A 21,625-nucleotide genomic window follows, 5' to 3' on the forward strand; every position below is an offset into this window, starting at 1 on the left:
GCGCAGCTGGCTGCCGCACCGGGCCTTCGGTCAGACATCCGTACAGGTCAGTACACCCGTACAGGTCAGAACATCCTTACCGGAAGGGCTACTTCACCCCCACCGCCCGGATGATCTCCTGGGTGACCTTGCCACCCCGGTCGTCGCTCGCCGAGGCGCGCAGGGACACGTACTCCGCGTCGCCCGGGACCTTCAGCGTGCCCTTCCAGGACGCGCCGTGCCCGTCGAGCGCGACCTTCGTCCAGGTCTTGCCGTCGTCGTACGAGGCCTCGAGGGAGCCGCCGCCGATCTTCCCGGTGTCCGGGGCGCCCTTGACGTACTCGGAGCTGATCCCGACGGAGACCTGGTGTCCGCCGCGGACATTGCCCGCGAGGTCGGTGTCGACGTCGAAGCCGAGGTTGAGCAGCGGCAGGAACGTCCACCGGTCGTCGGGGGTCTCGGCGGACTTGAACGTCCACTCGGAGTGGCCCTTCGTGGCCAGCTTCCAGCGCGCGGGGTCGAGAGTCGTGTCGGTGACGACCTTGTAGGTGTGCTCGGCCGGGTCGGCGTCCCGCACGTACACGGCGGAGCTCTTCTTGCGGTCCTTGAGCACCCCGTCGACGTACGCCTCGGAGGTCTGCGTCTGAGTGCTGTCGCTCCACACGTCGCCGAAGCCGGTGTGGTCGGGACCGGAGTCGCCCCAGCCGGGCACGTTGAACTGGAGGTTGTTGCCGGCACGCTGCTGGCCCCAGCCGAGACCGGTACCGAGCCACGGGTGCCAGACCGGCTTGAACCAGTCGAGCTCCTTGTGGGTGCCGCCCTTGTAGGTGACGAGGCCGCCGCGCTGCTCCAGGTCGGTCGGGCCCGTCTGGACGGACTCGTGCCACTTCTGACCGGTACCGGTGGAGACGTAGTCGGTGCGCTCGGCCGGGTAGTCGATCTTCTGCAGGAAGCCGAGGCCGATGCGGAAGGTGTCGGTGATGGAGTAGCGGAACTCGCCGCCCGCCTGGGGCTTCACCGCGTGGAACTTGGCGTCGATGACGGCCAGGTCGGACTTGCCGGGCCGGTAGGTCAGGTCGCCGCTCGGGACGGCTCCCTTGTGCTCGTCGGTGAGGTCGTACACCCAGGGCGTGTTGCCGGTGCCGGTCATCGTGACGCTGCGGCCCGCCTTCGCGGCCGCGGCGAGCTTCGCGCCGTCCGCGGCGTCGACCGTGGCGATCTGGAGCGGCCGGTCGGTGTAGTCGTCCGTGCCGAACCAGGCGTTGAGCCGGCCCGCGGCGCCGTCGGTGACGAACAGCGCCTTGGCGCCCGCGTCCTGCGCGGCCTGGGCGAGCTGGGCCGGGGAGAGCGCGTCGGTGCGCCGTACGAGGACGGCCTTGCCGCGCACGTCCTTGCCCGCGTAGTCGGCGGGCGCGCCGGCCCCGGCATCCACGACCGCGAGCCTGCTGCGGCCCTCGGTGAGGCTGCTGCCGGGCTGGACGACTGCCTCGCGCAGGCCGTCCACCTGGAGCGTGGGCTTCCCGAGGCGCCACACGGTGCGGTACTCGAAGGACCCGTCGGTGACCTTGTGGGTCGGGGCCGCGAAGATGCTGTCGTACTTGACGGGCAGCTGGACCGCGCTCATGTAGTCGGCGCCGCCCGCCTTCCGGTCGGCCTCCATGAGCAGGTGGCGGGTCTCGGTGGTCCGGCCGACGTCGGCCTTGACCTCCTTCAACTGCCGCCCGTCGAGGGTGATCTCGCGGTCCCGGTCGAGCTTGATCTCGGGGTCGGCGAGGTAGCCGAGTCCGAGGGAGTCCTTGCCGTGGCTGCCGTGCACGTCGAGGTAGGACTCGACGTAGTACGAGCCGGGCTTCAGGCGCAGCTGGAGGGTGCCGGAGTCACCGACCGTGGCGGGGAACGGATCGGTGTTCCCGACGAGCCGCTGCACGCCGAGATACGCGGCCGTCGCGGCGCCGTCCCGGTCCTTCACATGGACGGTGAGCGTGTACCGCTCCTCCTCCTTGACCAGGCCGAACGCCGTGTGCGCGACGGGCTTCCCGGCCACGGACGCGACGATGCGCCCGCTGGTGTTCCCGACGGCGGCCTTGGCGCCGTCACCGGTCACGGTCGTGGAGGCGGTGCCGTGCGCCGGCACGGTCAGCTTGCTGTCGGCGAGCGAGACGACGCCGTCGGCCGCGCCCTCCGCGGCCAGCGTCAGCTCCACCGCGCTGTCCGAGGAGTTGCTGTAGGTGACCGTCTTCGTGACCGGCTTGTTGCTCTCGTACGGCCACTTGTAGTAGCCGAGGTCGGCGCTGCCGGTCGCGGTGACGTCCGCGGTCACGGCGTCGGGCACGCTGACGCGCCCCGAGCCCAGGTCGTAGGCGGAGTCGGCGAGCTCCTTGGACGTCGACATCAGCGCGTCCTTGAGCTGCGCGCCCGTCCAGTCGGGGTGCTTCTGGGCGAGCAGGGCCGCGACACCGGCGACGTGCGGCGTCGCCATCGACGTACCGCTCATGCTGGTGTACGCGCCACTGCCGGGGACCAGCGAGGAGCGGGCGGCGAGGATGCCGACGCCGGGCGCGGACAGGTCGGGCTTGAGCCCGTTGTCCCCGAAGCGGGGGCCCTTGCTGGTGAAGTAGGCGGCCTCGTCGGCGGAGTCGACGGCGCCGATGGTGAGAGCGGAGTCGGCGGCGCCGGGCGAGCCGATGGAGCCGGGGGCGCCGGAGTTGCCCGCGGCGATGACGAAGAGGGCGCCGGTCTCCTTGGACAGGGAGTTCACGGCGGCGGCCATCGGGTCGGTGCCGTCGCTGGCCTCGGACGAACCGAGGCTCATCGAGACGACCTTGGCGTGGATGTCCTTGGCGGCCCACTCCATACCGGCGATGATCTGCGACTCGCTGCCGGATCCCTGGTTGCTGAGGACCTTGCCGACGGCGAGGGTCGCGTCGGGGGCGACGCCCTTCTCCTTGCCGTCGGAGGCTGCTCCGCTGCCGCCCACGGTCGAGGTGACGTGGGTGCCGTGGCCGTTGCCGTCCGCGACCTCCTGGCCCTCGATGAAGGACTTGGACTCGGTGACGCGGGACGCGAGGTCGGGGTGCGTGGCGTCGTAGCCGGTGTCGAGGACGGCGACCTTGACGCCCTTGCCGGTGAGCCCGGCCTCCCAGGCCTTCGGGGTGCCGATCTGCTCGTTGCTCTCGGCCATGTCGGCCTTGACGCGGCCGTCGAGCCAGATCTTGCCGATGCCGTCGGCGAAGTCCTTGCCCTCGGGGGCGGTCACGGCGTTCCAGAACGTGCGGCCCTTGCCGGCGTCCACGGCGGCGCCGCCGATGCTGGCGAGAGCGCGGGTCCGGTCGGCGCCCTTCGGGGTGCGCGCCGCGGAACGGGCGCTCTTCCCGCTGTACGACACGATGAGCGGGGTCGCGTCGGCCTTGCTGTCGGCAAGCCCCTGACGTATCAGCTCACTCACGTCGAAGAGCCGGGCGTCCAGCGTTCCGGCCGCGAGGTAGGGGCGCGCCTCGTCCGGTACGACGCTGATCTTCCCGTCGTTCACCTGGGTCCTGACGGCGCCGGTCGCGCCCTTCGCGCGGTCGACGGTGACGGCCTTCTTGTCGCCGCCGAGGTCGGTGACGGTCACCTTGTCGCCGGTCACCAGGGTCACTGTGTGAGCGGCGCGGGCGGCGGGCGTGGTGGCACGGGCCGCCGGGGTGGTGGTGTCACCGGCGACGGCCTGTCCGCCCGGAAGCAGCGCTAGCGCGAGCCCGGCCGACAGCAGGGCCGCGCCCCGTCTCGCTGGTCCTCTGGTCATCGTTGCCTCTCTTCGTAAGCCTCGGGTCGGGGTGTTACCCGAGCACTGCGAAGAGTGTGAAGTGCCCACTGTTACGGCGACATTGACGGGACCTGGCGGGAAGCTGCCCTGGCGCCTTCCCGCCAGGAAGCGATCCGGACACGATCCGGCCGGCATCCCGATGCCGGCGTCCGGGTGCGGCTGACAGCCCCAACGCCCCTCGGCCACAATGGCGTTAGGCATGTGCCACACGTTTCGACCGGTTTCACGGGGGCGGCATGGACGGTTTGGTGGAGTTCGAGACCGAGGACGGCGCGCCCGTCGTCTTCGAGGCGTCCGACGAGACGGGGTCCGGGGTACGGCTCGTCTCGCGCGGGGGCCTTCCCACGGCGCAGGCCGTCGGCACGTTCGAGTCGGCGCTCGACGGGGCGCGCTCGGCGGCCGAGTCGGCGCTGCGGGTCTTTCGCGAGGGGCCGCTCAAGCCGGACGGCGTGGAGATCGAGTTCGGCGTGAAGATGTCCGCCGAGGCGGGCGCGGTGATCGCCAAGGGCACGGCCGAGGGCCATCTGGTGGTGAAGCTCAGCTGGTCCGCGACGGACCGCGCCGCCACGGACGGCGCGTGAACAGCGCGCGCTGGCACGCCAGGATCGAGTGCGGGCGCCAGATCGGGGCCGGCTTCCTGGTGACCGGCCGCAACATCGTGACCTGCGCCCATGTGATCGCGGACAGCGGCGCCGCACCCGTCACGGTCACGTTCCCGCACGAGGCGGGCGCGGCGGCCGTACCGGCGCGGGTCGTGTCGCACGGCGGCTGGGGCGGCCGCCCCACCGACCCCGGCGACCTCGCCGTCCTCGAACTCGACGAGGACGCGCCGGTCGACCCGGCCGCCTTCGCCCCGGCCGACGCCGCGTTCGGCGAGCCGCCACGCAAGCTCGTCGCGTACGGCTTCCCGCGCGGCTACGACGAGGGGACGCTCGCCGAATACCGGGCCACCGCCGCCCAGTTGATCGGCGGCGAGTGGATCCAGCTGGAGGCGTGGAACGGGCACGGCCAGCCCCTGGAGGCCGGGTTCAGCGGCGCCGCGGTCGCGCTCGCCGGCACCGGCGAGGTCGTCGGAATGGTCACGGCCACCGGCGGCCGCGGCGTGCGCAACGGCCGGATGCTGCCCACCCACGTCATGGCCCGCTACTGGCCCGAGCTCGGCGAGCGCCTCCCCACCCCGGCCCACGAGGACGCGGACCGGGACCGGCTGCGCGTCCTCGTCGCGAAGGCGGCGCGCGCGGGCCTCGAGTGCTCGCCGCAGCGCCTCTACCTGGACGCGGCCGGCCCGTTCGGCCCGCCGGTGCCGCCCGACGGCTTCGACTCCCTGTGGGCCGCGGCCTGGTACGTCCTGTGCGAGCTCGACGACCCGGAGTCGGTGACCCGCTTCGCGGACCGGGTCGAGGCCCTCCTCGACGCGCCGCGGACGGGTGCGACCGCGCGCCACGCCCTGCCCGACTGGTCGCCGATCCTCGTCGAGATCGACCGCAGCGGGGCGGGCGGCGACCAGGTGGTGGTCGAGGTGTCGGCGTACAGCGCGGGCCGCCGCCACCCGGTGGACTCGTGCACCCTGGCGCACCGCGAGCTGCGCCCGTACGTCCGCGAGCGCATCGACGAGGCCTTCTCCCATCTCACCCCGGACACCGACGAGTTGATCGCGTTCGCGCTGCCCCGCGAGTGGCTGAACTGGGACGTCGACCAGTGGGAGAGCGGCCCCGACGACCCCACGCCGCTCGGCTGCTCGTACCCGCTCGTCGTCACCGACCACGCGCGGCGCAGGGGCGGCCTGCGGCACCGGCTCACCCGCCGGTGGCAGGGGATCGACGCGGGCGCGAACGCACTGGTGCACCGCGTCGAGTGCGACAGCGGCGAGGACCCGAGGAAGCTGCGGCTGCGGCTGCGCGCGGCCGACGTCGCCGGGTTCGCGGCGCCGCCCGCTGCCGAGCACTCCCGCCCCCGCTTCGACACGGCGCTGACCAAGCCGGTGCCGGTCCTGCTGTGGCCGCGCTCGGGGTGCGGCGGCGAGCACACGGGGGCATGGACGGACGAGGCGGCGGGCAAGGGGCACGGCGGCTGCGCGGGCTCGGCGTTCCTCGACGCGATCGGCCCGTACGTCGCCGGGGTGACGCCCGCCGAACTACCGCGCCACATCCTCTCGTTGCGCGAGACGGCCGACGCGGCGGACGACCCGGACGGACACTGGGCGAGGGACGTCCAGCTCCTGTGGGACGACCCGCGCTGCTTCCCGGACCCGCACGCCACGACCACCCACCTCCACTCACCCGTCGCCTGAACACGCCTGACCGACCCGCCCCCCTTACGGAGATCCGGATCATGCCCCTGTGGCCCGTCTACACCGGTACGACCGAGCCGCACGACGGCATCGACCAGCTCCCCGCTCCCCCGCCGTGGCGCGCCTTCGACGGCGGCCCCGCCCTGCCCGCCCCGGCCGACGGCGACGACACGGCGGCGGTCTCCCCGGACCGCGTGCACCGCGCCCACACCTACCGGGCCACCCCCGAGAGCGTCCAGCTCGTCAACGCCGCGCTCTACTTGCGCCGCCCCCTCCTCGTCACGGGCCCGCCCGGCACCGGCAAGTCGTCCCTCGCGTACGCGGTCGCCCGCGAGCTGTGCCTCGGCCCGGTCCTGCGCTGGAACATCACGAGCCGCAGCACACTCGCCGACGGCCTCTACCAGTACGACCCGCTGTCACGCCTGTACGCCGCCCGGGGCACGGACCGGCCCCGGCCCGGCAGAGACAGCTACGGCGACAGCGGCGTCGAGGACCATCTGCGCCTCGGCCCCCTCGGCACGGCGCTCCTCCCCTACACGCGCCCCCGGACGCTGCTCATCGACGAGATCGACAAGAGCGACCTCGACCTGCCCAACGACCTCCTGAACATCCTGGAGGAGGGCCAGTACGAGATCCCGGAGCTGGCCCGCGCCGCACGGCACACTCCGGACGCCGGCGCCGAGGTGATGGCGCACGGCACGGACGCCCGGGTCCCGGTCGTGCGCGGCAGGGTCCGCTGCCGCGCGTTCCCGTTCGTCGTCCTGACCAGCAACGGCGAACGCGAGTTCCCGCCGGCGTTCCTGCGCCGCTGCGTCACGCTGCGCCTGCGCCGCCCCGACGAGGCCCACCTCGCCGAGATCGTCCGCGCCCACCTCGGCGAGCCCGACGAGCACGCCCGGCCCCTGATCGCCCGCTTCCTGGCCCGCGCGGGCAGCGGCGAACTCGCCACGGACCAGCTCCTCAACGCGATCTACCTGACGGGCGCGGCGGGCCTGGACGAGACCTCCCGCGATGAGCTGGCGGAGCGCCTGATGCCGTATCTGAGCCGGGCGGCCGACCCCGATGCGCACTGAACTCGCCCAACTCGCCGACCTCGCAGCCGCCCTGACAGCGGCGTCGGGCGGCACCGCACCGACACCGGTGGAACTGGCGGAACTGCTGTGGCTGGCGGGGCGGATGGAGGAGGCCGACCGCCACTCCGGCCCGCCGGCCGATCCCCCGCCCGAAAGCCCGCCACCGGATCCGGCGACCGGGGACGCACCGGTCCCACACCCCCAGCCGCCCACCCCCCGTACACCCCCGAAGGCACCCGCGCCCTCGCACCGCACACCCCGAAGCCGCGACCGGGTCCCCCTGTACATGGACCAGCAGGACGATCCCGCAGGGGCCACCCCCGCCTCCCTGCTCGCCCCGGCACCCCCGATGCTGCGTCACCCGCTCCCCCTCCAACGGGCGCTGCGCCCCCTGAAGCGCAGCGTCCCGTCGCTCACGGGCGGGCGCGTCCTGGACGAGCGGGCCACGGCCGACCGCATCGCCCGCCTCGGCGCGCACCCCTCGTCCTGGGTGCCCGTCCTGCGCCCCGCCCCCGAACGGTGGCTGCGCCTGATCCTGCTCCACGACACCGGTCCGACGATGCCGGTGTGGCGGCCGCTGGTCCGCGAACTGCACGCCGCGCTCGCCCAGTCGGGCATCTTCCGCACGGTCACCGTGCACCGCGCGACCCCCGACGGCCGCGTCGAGCATCTGGCCGTCCCGCACGACGGCCGCACGGTCGCCCTCCTGCTGAGCGACTGCACGGGCCCGCAGTGGCGGCAGGGCGCGGCGGGCAGGCGCTGGTTCCGCACGCTTCACACCCTCGCGTCGCGCATGCCTGTGGCCGTGATCCAGCCGCTGCCCGAACACCTCTGGCGCACCACGGCGCTCCCGGCCCGCCCGGGGCGCCTCACCGCGCCGCACGCCGCGGCCCCGCTCTCCTCTCTCGGCTTCACCCCGTACGACGGCGGCGAACCCGGCCCGCCCCGGCACCCGGACGCGGTCCCCCTGCCGGTGCTCGAACCCGCCCCGGCCTGGCTGGCGAACTGGTCCCGCCTGACCGCGACCGCGGGAGGCGTCCACGTCCCGGGCGCGGCCGCCTGGCTGGCCCCGTCACCGGTCATGGACGAGCCCCGCGAGGACATCGCGTCGCTCACCCCCGAGGACCTCGTCCTGCGGTTTCGCGCGACGGCGTCCCCGCAGGCCTTCCGCCTTGCGGGCCACCTGGCGGTCGGGGTCCCGCACCTGCCGGTGATGCGCCTGGTCCACGCGGCCCTGGAACCCGAACCGCGCCCGCAGCATCTGGCCGAAGTGATCCTCAGCGGCATGCTCGCGACGACTCCGGGGCCCCCGGGCTCGTACGTGTTCCGGGACGGCGTACGGGACCTGCTGCTGCGCTCCCTGCCCCGTACCGCCCGCGGCCGCACGTCCGAACTCCTCGGCCGGGTGGGCGCGTTGATCGACGAGCGGGCCGGCGTGGCGGCCGGGGAGTTCCGGGCGGCGACGCGGGGGGCGGACGGGGAGGCGTTCGCGACGGTCAGCGAGGAGAGCGTACGGAGGCTGTCGGGCGGGACACCCTCGCCCGGACTCGGCAGCCGGTACCGGTTGCTGCGGCGGCTCCGGCCCGCCGGAACGGTGTGGGAGGCCAGGGACGAGGAGCTGGACCGTGTCGTGGCGGTGAAGCTGTACGGGCAGATGCCGGCGCGACAGCGCCGCGCGTTCCTCGACGCCTCGCGCGTGCTGACCCGCATCGACCACCCGAACGTGGCGAAGGTCCACGACTTCGGCGTCGAGGAGGACGGCACGGCGTTCACGGTCATGGAGTTCCTGGAGGGTGTCGCGCTCAACACCCTCTACTCGATCGGGGGTTACCTCTTCCCGGCGCCTCTGCGCGCCTCCGTCGTGATCCAGCTCGCCCGCGCCGTCGAAGCCGTGCACGCCGCCGGAATCACCCACGGCGCAATCGGCATGCCCAAGGTCGCCCTGCTGCCGGACGGCACGGTCAAACTCACGCCGTTCGCCTCGGGGTCGAGCCGCCCCGACGGCATCGCGGATGACCTGCACCAACTGGGGGTCGTTCTCAACCTGTTGAACATCGGTGCGGCAGTCGACGACGACGGCCTGATGCAGCTTCATGTCCTCGCCGCGGAGGGCCTCATGTCAGGGGACGCCGCCCGCCAGCGAGAAGCTCTCGAGGTACTGCTCGGGAACCTGCCGTCCGACGACCTCGAACCCACCCCCGCGGACCGACGCCACTACCGCCTGCTCGGCCCCCTGACCGTCACCCGCAACGGCGCGCCCCTCACCCCGTCCGCCCCCGCGCTCCAGTCCATGCTCGCCATGCTGCTGCTCAGGCACGGCAACCCCGTCAGCCGCTTCGAGCTGACGGAAGGACTGTGGGCCGCCGGCAAACGCCCGGACCGTTCCGACGCCCTCCTCGGCACCTACGCCTCCCGCCTGCGCAACGCTCTCGGCCCCGGCACCCTCGCCACCCTCTCCGACGGTTACGCCCTGCACACCAGCACCGACACCCTCGACATCCTCCAGTGCCAGGAGCTGGTCACCCTCGCCGAGTCCGAACGCGCGGCGGGCCATCTGCACACGGCCCGCACCCACATCGCGGCGGCGCTCTCCCTATGGCGGGGCACCCCCCTGGACGGAGTCCGCGGCCCCGCCGCCCGCGCCGCCCGCACGCGCCTCACCCAGCTCCACCTCACGCTCCACCGCACCCGCGCCGAACTGGACCTGGACCTGGGCGACTTCGAGCGCGCCGCCGCCGATCTGGCGGACCTCGTCCGCGACCACCCCTCCCGCGAGGACTTCCGCCGCCTCCAGATGATCGCCCTGCGCCAACTGGGCCGTATCGACGAGGCGTTGGAGGCGTACGAGGAATACGAGGCGGTCGGCGGCCGTACGGGGCCCGCCCTGGAGGAGCTGCACCGCGACCTGCGCGAGGCCCAGGGCGACGCGCGGGCGGCGGCCCGCGCCCATACGTCGGTCATGTTCCGGTTCGCCGAGGATCCCGTGCACCCGGACGCGCACACCGCGCTCGGCCGGGCCGTGGCGCTCCTGATCACCGAGGCGGGTCTGGGCGCCCGCGAGCACGGCCTGCAGCCGCGCCCGGACGGCCACGAGGTCCTGGTGAAGACGGAGGACGCCACGCGCCGGCTGCTGACCGCGACCGTGGGCCACTTGCAGGCCCGCCTGTGGGAGGTGCCGGGCTGCCCGCGTCTGCTCGTGACGTTCTGGCCCGCCACCGGGCCGGACCGGCCGGACGCCGACACCCTGCGCGCGGACCTCGACGCCGACGACGCGGACGCCGTGGTCGTCGTCTCCCCCGCGCTGCGCGCCACGCTCCCCGAGAACGCCTCCACCGGCGCCGCGGGCACGTACTGGCGCTGGTTCCAGTATCTGTCGCAGACCGTCGTCGAGGAGAGCACGCAGAACCCCGTACGCGGCCCGCTGTCCATGCCCCCCGACGGCGAACCACCGCGCCCCGCCCACGCACACACCGTCGTCGTCTACCGCCGCCCGGACCGCAGCCTCACGTTCACCCCGCCCGACGAGACCGAACTGACGTGGGAGTACTACGAGGTCGACGTCAGGCAGCAGAGCCTGTTCATCGACGTGGGCCCCGGTGCCCGGGCCTCCGTCCGCGTCGCGGACCCCCAGGAGGCCGTGCTCCACACCGGCCTGGACCTGACGGACGAACTGACCCACCGCCTGGACACGGAGATCAGGCGCCTGCCCACCCCACTGGACCGGGCGGAACTCGAACGCCGCCTCGCGAGCCGCCCCCTGCCCGGCTACGCGGTCCGCTGGCACCTGCTCGACGCCGAGCCACCGCCCTCCTCCCGCGGTCTGAGCTTCACCGAGGCACTCGATGTCGCGGAGTCCGAGGACGTCCACGCGCTCGACCTGACCCTCGGCATGCAGACGCGCCGCCCGCCGTCCCTCGCCGACACACTCGCCACCGCCGAGGCGTTCCTCCTGGGCTTCGACGGCCCGCTCCTCCAGCTCTACGCCGGTGCCCGGGCTGCCCGGGACGCTGCCAGGGAACTCACCGAACTGGCCACCGAACTCCGCCACCCGGACGAGGCGCTGTCCGGCGACCCCCTGCGCGCCGTCGACACACCCATGGAGGTCGACATCCACCCCCTGGACGTCCTGCGCACCTTCGCCGGCCATCGCCGCCTCGCCCAGCCCCTGCGCGAGCGCCTCGACGCCATCGAACTGCGCGCCCTGCGCACGGCCCGGCCCACCCGCGACGCGGACCTCCTGATCCGCACGCTCAACTCCACCGGCCGCCCGGTGTCCGTGGTCAGCGACGTGTCACCGCACGTCGTCTCGGCCCACCTCCAGAACCGTGCCCTCGCCGTCAGCGCGGGCGTCCACGGCCGCTCCGAAGACCCCCGCCTCCTCATGCCGAACCCGGACGCCCTGCACCGCGCCCTGCATCAGCCGGGCTCCCCCACCCCGCACGGCGTACTCATCGGCTCGTCCCCCGGGGAGCTGGCGGCGGCCCGGACGACAGGCCTCCCTTTCATCGGCTACGCCCCGAACCGCCGCACAGCCACCCGCCTGACCGACGCCGGCGCCCGCCACCTGGTCCACAACCTGACCGACCTCCTCGACGCCCTGCACCGCTGACGCCCCTCAGGCCCCGGGCGGCGCCACCGGCAAGTGACTGATCCCCGGCTCGAAGTGCGACCGCACGTAGATCCGCGTCCGCTCGTCGGAGTACCGATGCGCGATCCGCCTCCGTAACTCCCCGACCGCCTTCACGCCGTCGGCTTCCTGGCGTCGTAGCTCAGGAACTTGCGCCATTTCAGGGCGAGGAGCAGGACCGCCACCACGCAGGCCGTGCCGCCACCCGTGACCGCCACCGTGGGGGACGCGAGGTCGGCTGTCGAGCCTGCGACGAAGTCGCCGAGGCGGGGGCCGCCCGCCACGACCACGATGAAGACGCCCTGGAGGCGGCCGCGCATCTCGTCGGGGGCCGCGACCTGGAGCATCGTGCCGCGGAAGACCATCGAGACCGTGTCCGCGCAGCCGGCGAGCGCGAGGAAGAAGAGGCCGAGCCAGAGGTTTCTGGTGAGGCCGAAGACGGCGATGGCGAGGCCCCACCCGCACACGGCGATCACGATCGCCAGGCCGTGCCGGTGCACGCGGCCGAGCCAGCCGGAGAACACCCCGCCCAGCAGCGCGCCCACCGCGGGAGCGGCGACGAGCAGGCCGGTGGTCCGGGCGTCGCCGCCGTACCAGAGCAGCGCGACAGCCGGGTACAGCGCCCGTGGATACGCGAGGACCATCGCGCACATGTCCGTGAAGAAGGTCATCCGGAGGTTGGGCCGCCCGGCCAGGAACCGCAGGCCGTCCACCACGGAGGCCCGCTTGCGCCGCTCCCCCTCCGGCCCGTCCGGCAACATCGCCGGCAGCCGCCACATCGCGTACAGAGCCGCCGAGAAGGCGACCGCGTCGATCAGGTACGCCGTCTGGTAGCCCCACAGACCGACCACGACGCCACCCACCATGGGGCCGATGAGGGTGCCGGCCGTGGTCGTCATGGAGCCGAGCGCGTTCGCCGCCGGCAGGTGTTCCGGCGGCAGCAGGCGGGGGATCATCGACGTGCGCGCCGGGGAGTTGAGCGCCCCGCACACCGCTTGGAGGGACACGACCGCGTAGAGCAGCCACACCCGGTGATAGCCGGCGAGCGCCGCGACGGCCAGTGCCACGGACAGCGCGCACGAGCCGGACGCGCTGTACAGGCCGAGCTTGCGCCGGTCCATCGTGTCCGCGATGGCGCCCCCGTAGAGGCCGAAGACGACCAGCGGGACCAGCGAGAACAGGCCGACGAGGCCCACGGAGAAGCTGGAGCGCGTGATGTCGTACACCTGGAGGGACACCGCGAGCGCGGTCATCGCCTGGCCCGTCCAGGACACCGTGTTGCCGACCCACAGGCGCCGGTAGTCGACGGAGATACGCAGCGGGGTGAGATCGGCGAGAATCCGGCGGCGACCACCCGGCGCGGGGTCCTTCACCGGTGCGGGGGCGGATATCGCGGGGGGATCGGAAGCGTCTGCCTGGTCCGGCGAGGAGGGGGTGCTGGTCACACGGGATGCTAACAACGCCCGGCAAGACCACCCGTCCGGCGGAACCCCGCCCGGCTCATTCCAGCGCGCGCCCGGAGCCGCCCCGCCGCAGGATTCCAGGAGGGCCGTTATTTGACGACCCGTCACGGTCTGCGCTCTCGGGAGGATCTGCCATGACCGTCAGTCTGGAGCAGTTGCGCCGCTGCCATCTCGCCGTCGACCTGGGGGCCGCGCGGACCCGGGTGTTCGTGAAGGGCGCGGGCCTCGTCGTCGACGAGCCGAGCGCCGCCGCCGTCAACACCCGCACCGGCGCCCTGATCGCGGTCGGTGAGCTCGCCGAGAAGATGACGGGCCGCACCCCTGACTTCATCCGCGTCATGCGCCCCGTCTCCGGCGGCACCGTCGTCGACATCGACATGGCCCAGCGCATGCTGCGCCACCTCATCGGCGAGAAGCTGCGCCGCACGCTGCGCCGCAAGCCCCGGCTGCGCGCCGCCGCCTGCACCCCGCACGACGCCGACCCGCTCGCGCAGCGCGCCGCCGTCGAGACCCTGGTCGGACTCGGCGCGCGCCGCGTCGAACTCGTCGACACCCTCATCGCCGCCGCCGTCGGCTGCGGCCTGCCCGTCGAGCGCCCCGAAGGCACGATGATCATCGTGTGCGGGGCGGCCACGACGCAGATCGCCGTCCTCTCCCTGGGCTCGATCGTGACCGCCGTGCGCATCCCGGTCGGCGGCGACGCCATCGACCACGCGGTGGTCCAGCACCTGCGCCAGTACCACGAACTGATGCTCCCGTCGCAGTCCGTACGTCCCCTGCAGATCGCCCTCAGCGGCAACGGCCTCACCCCGTACGGCCCGGAGTCGACGGAGATCCACGGCCGGGACGTGGCGACGGGCCTGGCCCGCTCGGTGCACGTCGACACGGCGGCCGTGCGCCACGCGATCCACACACCGCTGACCGCCGTCCTCGACGGCATCGGCAAGGTCCTGCGGGACTGCCCGCCCGACCTGGTGGCCGACCTCGCGGACCGCGGCATCATGATGGTCGGCGGCAGCGCGCTGCTGCCAGGTTTCGACCAGATGCTGCGCGACGCCACGGGAGTGCCGGTCCATATCGCCGAACGCCCGGACATCTGCGCGGTCCTCGGCCTCGGCGCGATGCTGGAGGGCAAGGTCCAGCCCCTCACCCTCACCCCGGTGGCCGGCTGATTCCGGCGACCGGGTTCGACGCGGCGCGGGGACGTCCTTTGATGTTGCGTGTCACGGTCCTCGGTCACGTCGTCCGTGCACAGCAGGAGTTGATCCCCCCCCGGCGCGGAGTCGACCTGATGCGGGCGAGCCGGTTCACCGCCGTGCGCACCGAGCCCCAGAGCCGGTGCGCAGGCGGGCGAGCTCGGGCAGCCCACGGAGGCGTCGCGACGCACGAACATCGGGGCCGGCACGGGACGGCTCACCTCCGCACACGCGGAGAGTCATGGCTGAGGAGGCCGGAAGACTCGCTTGCCCTCGGCGGGTCCACGATGTTCATCGTGCCGCGTAGTGGTGGGCTCGCCCTCCCCGCCACTTCACCCATGTCTCGTCATCGAGAAGAGCGCTGTGAACCGTCACGCCGGCCTGCCAGAGGAATTCGACGAGGTCGGCATCACTCCGGGCGATCCCGGCGACGTGCCCCTGGATTGCTACCCGCCGGCCCCCGGTGGGGGTGGGCGGGTGCACGACGATCGGAGTGGAGTCCATACGGCGAACGGTGCTACGGACCCGCCGATTCCGCGCGCGTGGGCTCCGGTGGGAACGATGCGCTGTTCGCGTGACTGGACACGTCAACAGTGACGCGAGGCCGCGCCGCGACCGGTGTCGGGGAACGGCCTGTCCCGGGGGCCGGCGGACTGCGGCGGCGTCCGGCCGTCCCGTCGCACGCCCCCATGCGCCTTGCCCACCAGGCGGGTTCGCCCACGGACACAGCTCCCGGGACCGCCTCATCACCTGGTGGCTCGCCAGGCCGCTTGCACCGCTCAGTTCGGCCGGGCCGAGCCCCTGTGCGTGACGGACGCAAGGGCTCGCCGAGCACTTCCGCTCAGCCGATCGGCTGACTGCGTCCCCTCGATGCGCGAGTGCTGCCGGTTCAGCCGCGAGGCAGCCAGGGGCGGGTGAGGTGATCCGCTCGGTCTCCGGGGCCCACGTCGATGAACAGGCTCCGCTGCCCGACGTCGACCTCGTGGTACTCCCACGTCGGTTCGGTCTCGTCGGCCGGGGTGGAACGGTTTCGGTGCCAGGGCCGGGCAGCCGGCCTTGCGGCGGATGTGCCGAAAGTCGCGGCGGACCCGGGCGGGGTGCCGGCGGATCCTGCCGGGCGTCGTGATCCAGCAGACTCACCCTCACGGGCTTCGTGCTGGACATGTGTGTTCCTTGGTCGGAGCACAGGTTCAGCCGAAGGCCGTCTCCGCGTACGCCGGTTACCGAACCGAGTGATCAAGTTCGACTGCCGTTGGACGACGGGCGTAAAAGCTCAAGCTCAGGAGAGGGCAGCCATTCGGCCGGCCCCGCACGACTCGTCGTTCGTGCCCGGACACACCGTCATGAACGGCTGAATCGTCGCAGTGGCCCCGCCGGACCGGACAGCTTCGAGAGAAGCGCCTGAGATGTTGCCGTGAGGCGGTTTTCGTCACGCCTTCCCGAGTCCGAACTCCGTGAGGTGTCGAATGGCAAGGCGGGCTGCCAATGCTGTTCGAGGCGCCCTGTCGAACCCTGCTCGCAGATCTCGGGCTGAAACGAAGACGGGCGACAAGCGAACTCCGCTGTCGAATCCTGATTCTGCGACGCCACCTGATTCGCCACGAGGTAGATGAGCGTGGCGACCGCGTCCTGATCCACGACCACTGTACGACCGCTGCCCACCGGAGCCGCGGGTGCCGAATTCCTTGCATACCTTCTCGGTCCGATCGGAACGGCCGGCTCTCGCCGCCCGAACTCGCCGGCCAGCGGAACACCGAATGTGCTCACCCTTGAGGGAATGGGGCGAATTCCGAGGGAGTCTCTGCGTTCCTCGATGTAGTCGAACTGTTGGTAGAACCCGGACAGTTGAGACGTGTTCTGCGCGAGTCCCTCGGCGATCTGCTCTCTGCCGCGCAGGAGTTCGCGATGCATTTCCCCGTACGCACTGCCCAGCTTGATGGAGTCCTCGCCGCGATCGCTCAGGCCGCTCGCATAGGGGGCGGCAACGGCCAGCGCCGCCAGGCCCGACAGCCCGGAGATGAGAACCTGCGCCGTGAGCATCGAGGACTCGGCGACCAAAGGCCAGGCCAGAAGGCCGGTGAGGAGGCTGACGCCTCCTGCGGCGACGCCGTAGAGGCGCTCCTTGCGCACCAGGCGGACGGCTTCGCGCGGCATCCTTCTTGCCCAGTACTCGGAACTTTCGATGGTCTCTTCAAATCTTTGCGAGATTGCTGCGGCGGCCGGAGTCTTCGATTTTCTCAGCGAGCTGTGCGGCATTTTCATGCATCCCTCGAGTCCAAAGGGGCAGATTCGGCGTCACGGATCGACGGAGCAAGGCGGTCCGCGGAGGTCGGCCATGACGCCGTTTCGTATACCCCCGTCCGTATACGAAATGTGCAACATGACCGACGACAGCCGACGTGACTTTGACAGTTAACTTTCCGAAGATCCGAACGTAAGTGTGGGCGTACAGCTCACCCGCGCTTACGACTTCCTGAAGACTCTGCACGTTTCCGGCGAACGAGTCGGCATGGAAAGGTGCGAAGCCCTTCAGGGGGCCGGACCCCTGTGAGGCATCCCGATTCGGAAGGCTCGATCGAGGCCCTTTGTCAGGCCTCGATCGAGCCGGAAGAACTGGACATACCTCGGCGCGCCTTCGACGAAGCGCGACATGCCCATGGGAGCGCCCGAAATCACCTTCATGCGGGCACGGACGTAAGGCCATCCGTGCAAGCATTAAGCCATCTCGGGCGCGGCGTGCCCGGCTGGGTTAAACTTTCGTTGACCGCCCCGGCCCGATTCCGACGGGCCGGGGCCTCAACTATTCCGGCGGCAGGTACTACCACTTGCCGCCGTCGTCGCCGCCGCCGTAGCCGCCGCCGCCGTAGCCGCCGCCGCCGTAGCCGCCGCCGCCGTGGCCGCCGCGGAACTCGTGGACTACACGGAAGCTGCCTACGACGCCGTGCTTGACGAAGACGCCACCACGGACCCGGTGGGGAGAGACGCTGTTGCTGGTGCTCCACGGTCCGACCGTGGCCACGGGAGCCCCGTTGTCGCAGGTCGCACCGCGGAAGACCTCAACCGTCTTCCAGCTGTCGTTGCGGACGTTGAAGCTGTTCGCACCCAGGCCGCTGACCACGGTGATGCAGCCGTCCGAGCCGGCCGAGTAGGACCGCTCGTTGATCTGGATCCGACCCTCGTACCTGTAGTGGTCGTTGCCCCCCTTGTTGTAGTCGTTGTCCTTCTCCTTGCCCTGGCCGGAGTCGCCACCGAGGGGCGCCGCCGCGGGAGCAGCCGCCTGACGAACAGCCGGAGCAGCAGCCGGGGCCGCCTCCGTGCCGGCAGCAGCGGCGTAGTTGATGCCGGTGGCAGCAAGGGCTGCAGCACCCGCGATGGCGGCGGTGACAGCAATGGAACGCTTGCTCATGTCAGTTTCTTCCTTCTCGGAGAGATCGGCCGGACAGCCGCTCTATGAAGAAGATACAGAAATCACACCATTCGTCACTTATCAGACGGGCTGAAAATGCGAGAAATAAGCCGTGTGGCCGTATGGCCGCAAAGACGCCAGTCGGCAGCGGCATCCGCATCGGCTCCCAATTGCCACCATTTGTAGGGCAGTTGACGCCTCGTAAGCCCCACCCGGCGACCCGCTGACAGCTGCTCAAAATTTCTGATGCCGTGTCGCAGTCACCGCGTGGCGCGCCGTCGCTCGCGGCTCCTGCCGGTCGGGGCGAGGCTCGCCGACGCCACAGAGACCGCGCTTGAGGGCGGCAGCCTCGTCCCAGACCTTCAGTTCGACGACACGCGAAGCCGGCACCTGGCCCCCGCACCGTCGCCGTGGTCACCGGCGTTGCCACCGTCGCCGCCCGAGATCCTCAGGGCGTCCGGAGCGTCCCGGACATGCCGGGCGCCTTCGACGGCCAGGGCCATCACCACGTAGACCGACCCTGTTCGCGACACGCCGTCCCCGATGCCGACGTTGACGGTGCCCTTCTCCCCAGGTGAGGGAGAACGCCGCCTCACCCGATCCGCCGCTCTTCGGACACCCGCTGTGGCGCGCGAAGCCCCGTCCGGGCAGGCGCAGCACTCGGCGGCGAACCCGCTGCGGGGCGACCGCCGGGAAGCCGCGGCGAAGCAGGGCAGCCGACGCGTGGGCCGACGGGACCGACAGCGCGGAAGGAACTGAACGAACTGAAGGAGCGAGAAGGGGGGAGGAAGGGGCGGATCGGTCAGATCACCGAGTGCACACCAGCCCGGCGCACCCTTGAACACACCCTTGAACACACCCTTGAACACACCCTCCCCAACAGTGACGGGGCGGCGGCCCGCCCAAGGCCTCAAGCCCTAGCCCTCTCCCCCTGAGGCGCCGGAGGCCATCGTCATTGATGACCCGCTCGACCGGCTCGGAGGCCTCCCCCGAGCCGGGTGACGGAGGTTGCACCCAACGGCTTGATCGCCGGCCGCTCGGGCCGGCAGCGGGTGACTGACGGACCACCTGACGGGTCATCATGTCCGCCGAACGACGGACGCTCCGTTGTGTCGCAGGTCAAAACGTTCCTGCATCGGAAACCCTGGGTGGGGCGGGTGGAACTCGAACCCACATCAGTGATGCACCTCAGCACCCCACATCGGCACCCACGAGAGGGATCGTGACGGGACCCTCCTCCTGGCGCTCCAGAACCCGCCGAATCCGGCTACGCTGCGTGACGACGGAGAGCGGCGGCTCGGCGATGCGGTCACGAGCACCCCATCTGACACCCGTTGCGGCCGAACCAAGTCGCAGCCCGCCCCCACGAAGGGCGTCCGGCCTGGATCCACGGCATGACCGCCACCGACCCGGCCTAGGCGGTTTTCGTTCAGATCATCTGATCGTTGGTCCGGTGTGTTGACTGATGCCCAGTGGGCACGGATCGAGCTGTTGCTCCCGTACCGGACACCGAAGCGTGGTGGCCGGTGGCGTGACCACCGGGAGGCAATCGACGCGATCGCCTTCAAGTCAAGGGGCTGCACCCGGTTGCGAATGTGTGCCGTGGACACCTGGGAGCGGGTCTTCACTGCGCCGATGGCTCAGGCCGACGTCGACGGGGACCTCGACTGGGCCGTCTCGGTGGACTCGACGATCGTGCGCGCTCACCAGTATTCGGCCGGGGCCCACAAAAAAAGGGCCCCGGTCGACGAACCCGACGCCCACGCCATCGGCCGATCCCGCGCCGGACCGACCACGAAGATCCACCTCGCCGCCGGCGGCCGCTGCGACCACTGGCATTCGTTCTCACCGCCGGACAGGCTGGCGATGCGCCCGTCCCTACCGACGTCATTCGCCGCCTACGCGCGCCCTGGCAGCAGGGGCGGCCCCGCACAAGACCGGACATCATCTTGGCCAACAAGGCATACTTTCCCGCGCGATCCGCGATCACCTGCGCAAACGCGGCATCCAGACGGTGATCCCGGTACCGGCGGATCAGCGTGGCCATAGACTGCGTCGCGGCAGCCATGGCGCAGGCCACCTGCCTTCGACCGCGAGGCGTACAAGGAGCGCAACACCGTCGAACGGTGTATCAACCGGCTCGGGCAATGACGCGGCATCGCCACCCGCCATGAGAACAGCCACGATCTACCCGGCCGGGCTCCACATTGCAGGCGTCCTCCTCTGGTCCGCCAGGTGCGGTGGTGCTGCGCTCAACCGGAGATGCCGCTCATCCTGGCGGCAGCTTTGACTGAGTCACCAGTCCGGATGGGCTGGTCCACTTCAAAGTCATGGCCGGTCAGGCCACTCTCTCTTCCTCAACGATGCGAGCGATGAGACAGGCCAAGTCCATTACGGGCCAACGCTGCTGACCCCGAGTGGTGGTACGTCACCTCGATGTTGGCCGTGTCCCCGCATCAGTCGAGCTGCACGCGCCCCGGCGGCCCCACCGTCTCAAGGATCGGGCTGTACAGGTACTGCTCGGACTCGCCAGATCCGATCTCCCGCGAGACTTGGTCCAGGATGCGATCCCGGTCAGCACTGCTCGTCGGTAAGTCGGAGCTGGGGAAGGTCCGCATCGGGATCGAAGCCGGCGTTGAGGTGGTCAAGCGTCTGCTGAAGCGTCAGTCCCGGCTGGACTCGCACGAACGTGATGTCGTAGGGCGCCGAGTGAACCTACGAAACTTCCGACTCCGCGGCGACAGCATCGGCTCAGCCTCAGAGCGCACTCTCCAACGAGCATGTCACCGAAGAGGCGATCCAGACGAAACTGCCCAGTCGGGTCTGCGAGGGGAGATCCGACTCCGGGCAGGCAGAGTTCCGGGACCGCCCACGAGCCCATCTCGAGTCAGTGCCGCGAACCGGCACTGCCTCGACGCGTCTTCGATGAAGCGCGGCGCGGCCCGGGGAGCGCCCGAAATGACCTTCATGCGGGCACGGGGCGCGAGGCGAACCGTGCAAGCATTAAGCCATTTCGGGCGCGGCGTGCCCGGCTGGGTTAAGCTAGTTGACTGCCCCGGCCCGATTCCGACGGGCCGGGGCCTCAACTATTCCGGCGGCAGGTACTACCACTTGCCGCCGTCGTCGCCGCCGCCGTAGCCGCCGTAGCCGTAGCCGCCGCCATGGCCGCCGCGGAACTCGTGGACTACACGGAAGCTGCCCACGACGCCGTGCTTGACGAACACGCCACCACGGACCCGGTGGGTAGAGACGCTGGTGCTGCTGCTCCACGGTCCGACCGTGGCCACGGGAGCCCCGTTGTCGCAGGTCGCACCGCGGAAGACCTCAACCGTCTTCCAGCTGTCGTTGCGGACGTTGAAGCTGCGCGCACCCAGGCCGCTCACCACGGTGATGCAGCCATCCGTCTCGGCCGAGTAGGACCGCTCGTTGAACTGGATCCGACCCTTGTAGTAGTGGTGGTTGTTGTTGCCCTTCTCCTTGCCCTGGCCGGAGTCGCCACCGAGGGGCGCCGCCGCGGGAGCAGCCGCCTGACGAACAGCCGGAGCAGCCGGAGCCGCCTCCGTGCCGGCAGCAGCGGCGTAGTTGATGCCGGTGGCGGCAAGAGCTGCAGCGCCCGCGATGGCGGCGGTGACAGCAATGGAACGCTTGCTCATGTCAGCTTCTTCCTTCCGGAGAGATCGGCCGGACAGCCGCTCTGTGAAAGAAGATACAGAAACCACACCATTCGTCACTTATCGGACGTGCTGAAAATCCGAAAATTAAGCCGTGTAGCCGTATCCGGCAGAG

Annotated in this window: 12 protein-coding genes and 1 pseudogene; 6 read left to right on the forward strand and 7 right to left on the reverse strand. The window is 71.2% G+C overall.

What is annotated here, in order from left to right; all coding sequences use genetic code 11:
* Positions 1-88 precede the first annotated feature (88 nt).
* A complete protein-coding gene (locus ACWFR4_RS03700) occupies positions 89-3,763 on the reverse strand; it encodes a S8 family serine peptidase (protein WP_453650567.1) in 3,675 nt (1,224 codons plus the stop codon).
* Positions 3,764-4,020: 257 nt separating this feature from the next.
* On the opposite strand from ACWFR4_RS03700, the gene ACWFR4_RS03705 reads away from it, so the two are divergent.
* The 4 genes from ACWFR4_RS03705 to ACWFR4_RS03720 are packed head-to-tail and all read left to right on the forward strand — an operon-like array spanning position 4,021 to position 11,756.
* Entirely contained in the window at positions 4,021-4,365 is a 345-nt protein-coding gene (locus ACWFR4_RS03705; protein WP_382997967.1) for a CU044_2847 family protein, read from the forward strand.
* Positions 4,362-6,074: a VMAP-C domain-containing protein gene (locus tag ACWFR4_RS03710; RefSeq protein WP_453650569.1), complete on the forward strand. Its 1,713-nt coding sequence runs from the start codon at positions 4,362-4,364 to the stop codon at positions 6,072-6,074. Before ACWFR4_RS03705 ends, ACWFR4_RS03710 begins: the two co-directional genes overlap by 4 nt.
* 41 nt (positions 6,075-6,115) lie before the next feature.
* Positions 6,116-7,147 (forward strand): AAA family ATPase, encoded by a 1,032-nt coding sequence (locus ACWFR4_RS03715; protein WP_453457735.1) that lies wholly within the window; start codon positions 6,116-6,118, stop codon positions 7,145-7,147.
* Positions 7,137-11,756 carry an SAV_2336 N-terminal domain-related protein gene (locus ACWFR4_RS03720; RefSeq protein ID WP_453650571.1) on the forward strand — a complete coding sequence of 1,540 codons (4,620 nt, stop codon included), beginning with the start codon at positions 7,137-7,139 and terminating at the stop codon, positions 11,754-11,756. The genes ACWFR4_RS03715 and ACWFR4_RS03720 overlap by 11 nt, the downstream gene beginning before the upstream one ends.
* Positions 11,757-11,887: 131 nt before the next feature.
* Here the strand turns inward: ACWFR4_RS03720 and ACWFR4_RS03725 are convergent, their stop codons facing one another.
* Positions 11,888-13,165 carry an MFS transporter gene (locus tag ACWFR4_RS03725; RefSeq protein ID WP_453457750.1) on the reverse strand — a complete coding sequence of 426 codons (1,278 nt, stop codon included), beginning with the start codon at positions 13,163-13,165 and terminating at the stop codon, positions 11,888-11,890.
* 206 nt (positions 13,166-13,371) lie between these two features.
* Between ACWFR4_RS03725 and ACWFR4_RS03730 the strand changes: the two genes are divergently transcribed.
* The gene (locus tag ACWFR4_RS03730; protein ID WP_453457741.1) at positions 13,372-14,409 is read left to right on the forward strand and encodes a rod shape-determining protein; all 1,038 of its coding nucleotides are present in this window, start codon (positions 13,372-13,374) and stop codon (positions 14,407-14,409) included.
* A 315-nt stretch (positions 14,410-14,724) separates the two neighbouring features.
* Here ACWFR4_RS03730 and ACWFR4_RS03735 read toward each other — a convergent pair whose 3' ends face one another.
* The 4 genes from ACWFR4_RS03735 to ACWFR4_RS03750 all read right to left on the reverse strand — a co-directional run bounded on the left by ACWFR4_RS03735 (position 14,725) and on the right by ACWFR4_RS03750 (position 18,435).
* On the reverse strand, positions 14,725-14,937 hold the full coding sequence (locus tag ACWFR4_RS03735; protein ID WP_453650573.1) for a hypothetical protein: 213 nt from the start codon (positions 14,935-14,937) through the stop codon (positions 14,725-14,727).
* 837 nt (positions 14,938-15,774) lie between these two features.
* Positions 15,775-16,689, reverse strand: a complete 915-nt coding sequence (locus ACWFR4_RS03740) for a hypothetical protein (protein ID WP_453650575.1) — start codon at positions 16,687-16,689, stop codon at positions 15,775-15,777.
* A gap of 562 nt (positions 16,690-17,251) precedes the next feature.
* Positions 17,252-17,839, reverse strand: coding sequence for a hypothetical protein (locus ACWFR4_RS03745; RefSeq protein WP_382997956.1), 588 nt, complete (start codon positions 17,837-17,839; stop codon positions 17,252-17,254).
* 362 nt (positions 17,840-18,201) lie between these two features.
* A complete protein-coding gene (locus ACWFR4_RS03750; RefSeq protein ID WP_453458004.1) occupies positions 18,202-18,435 on the reverse strand; it encodes a hypothetical protein in 234 nt (77 codons plus the stop codon).
* A gap of 859 nt (positions 18,436-19,294) precedes the next feature.
* On the opposite strand from ACWFR4_RS03750, the pseudogene ACWFR4_RS03755 reads away from it, so the two are divergent.
* Positions 19,295-20,129, forward strand: a pseudogene (locus ACWFR4_RS03755) (IS5 family transposase).
* A gap of 814 nt (positions 20,130-20,943) precedes the next feature.
* Here the strand turns inward: ACWFR4_RS03755 and ACWFR4_RS03760 are convergent.
* Positions 20,944-21,492, reverse strand: a complete 549-nt coding sequence (locus ACWFR4_RS03760) for a hypothetical protein (protein WP_453650577.1) — start codon at positions 21,490-21,492, stop codon at positions 20,944-20,946.
* Positions 21,493-21,625: the final 133 nt, after the last annotated feature.

Source organism: Streptomyces sp. NPDC055140 (genome assembly GCF_053607285.1).